Source organism: Kluyvera sp. STS39-E (assembly GCF_040932435.1).
Taxonomy (GTDB): Bacteria; Pseudomonadota; Gammaproteobacteria; order Enterobacterales; family Enterobacteriaceae; genus Kluyvera.
The window spans coordinates 1-1,567 of sequence record NZ_JBFQGA010000022.1; the positions used below are offsets into that span (position 1 = coordinate 1).

Annotated in this window: 1 rRNA gene; it reads left to right on the forward strand. The window is 53.8% G+C overall.

Features of this window, described 5'->3' with window-relative positions:
• The first annotated feature begins 17 nt into the window (after window positions 1-17).
• Window positions 18-1,557 (forward strand): 16S ribosomal RNA (locus AB4K05_RS24620).
• Window positions 1,558-1,567: the final 10 nt, after the last annotated feature.

Below are 1,567 nucleotides of genomic sequence, written 5' to 3' on the forward strand. Positions count from 1 at the left end.
GAGCATCAAACACTTTTAAATTGAAGAGTTTGATCATGGCTCAGATTGAACGCTGGCGGCAGGCCTAACACATGCAAGTCGAACGGTAGCACAGAGAGCTTGCTCTTGGGTGACGAGTGGCGGACGGGTGAGTAATGTCTGGGAAACTGCCCGATGGAGGGGGATAACTACTGGAAACGGTAGCTAATACCGCATAACGTCTTCGGACCAAAGTGGGGGACCTTCGGGCCTCACACCATCGGATGTGCCCAGATGGGATTAGCTAGTAGGTGGGGTAATGGCTCACCTAGGCGACGATCCCTAGCTGGTCTGAGAGGATGACCAGCCACACTGGAACTGAGACACGGTCCAGACTCCTACGGGAGGCAGCAGTGGGGAATATTGCACAATGGGCGCAAGCCTGATGCAGCCATGCCGCGTGTATGAAGAAGGCCTTCGGGTTGTAAAGTACTTTCAGCGAGGAGGAAGGCATTGTGGTTAATAACCGCAGTGATTGACGTTACTCGCAGAAGAAGCACCGGCTAACTCCGTGCCAGCAGCCGCGGTAATACGGAGGGTGCAAGCGTTAATCGGAATTACTGGGCGTAAAGCGCACGCAGGCGGTCTGTCAAGTCGGATGTGAAATCCCCGGGCTCAACCTGGGAACTGCATTCGAAACTGGCAGGCTAGAGTCTTGTAGAGGGGGGTAGAATTCCAGGTGTAGCGGTGAAATGCGTAGAGATCTGGAGGAATACCGGTGGCGAAGGCGGCCCCCTGGACAAAGACTGACGCTCAGGTGCGAAAGCGTGGGGAGCAAACAGGATTAGATACCCTGGTAGTCCACGCCGTAAACGATGTCGACTTGGAGGTTGTGCCCTTGAGGCGTGGCTTCCGGAGCTAACGCGTTAAGTCGACCGCCTGGGGAGTACGGCCGCAAGGTTAAAACTCAAATGAATTGACGGGGGCCCGCACAAGCGGTGGAGCATGTGGTTTAATTCGATGCAACGCGAAGAACCTTACCTACTCTTGACATCCACGGAATTTAGCAGAGATGCTTTAGTGCCTTCGGGAACCGTGAGACAGGTGCTGCATGGCTGTCGTCAGCTCGTGTTGTGAAATGTTGGGTTAAGTCCCGCAACGAGCGCAACCCTTATCCTTTGTTGCCAGCGGTTCGGCCGGGAACTCAAAGGAGACTGCCAGTGATAAACTGGAGGAAGGTGGGGATGACGTCAAGTCATCATGGCCCTTACGAGTAGGGCTACACACGTGCTACAATGGCATATACAAAGAGAAGCGACCTCGCGAGAGCAAGCGGACCTCATAAAGTATGTCGTAGTCCGGATTGGAGTCTGCAACTCGACTCCATGAAGTCGGAATCGCTAGTAATCGTAGATCAGAATGCTACGGTGAATACGTTCCCGGGCCTTGTACACACCGCCCGTCACACCATGGGAGTGGGTTGCAAAAGAAGTAGGTAGCTTAACCTTCGGGAGGGCGCTTACCACTTTGTGATTCATGACTGGGGTGAAGTCGTAACAAGGTAACCGTAGGGGAACCTGCGGTTGGATCACCTCCTTACCTTAAAGAA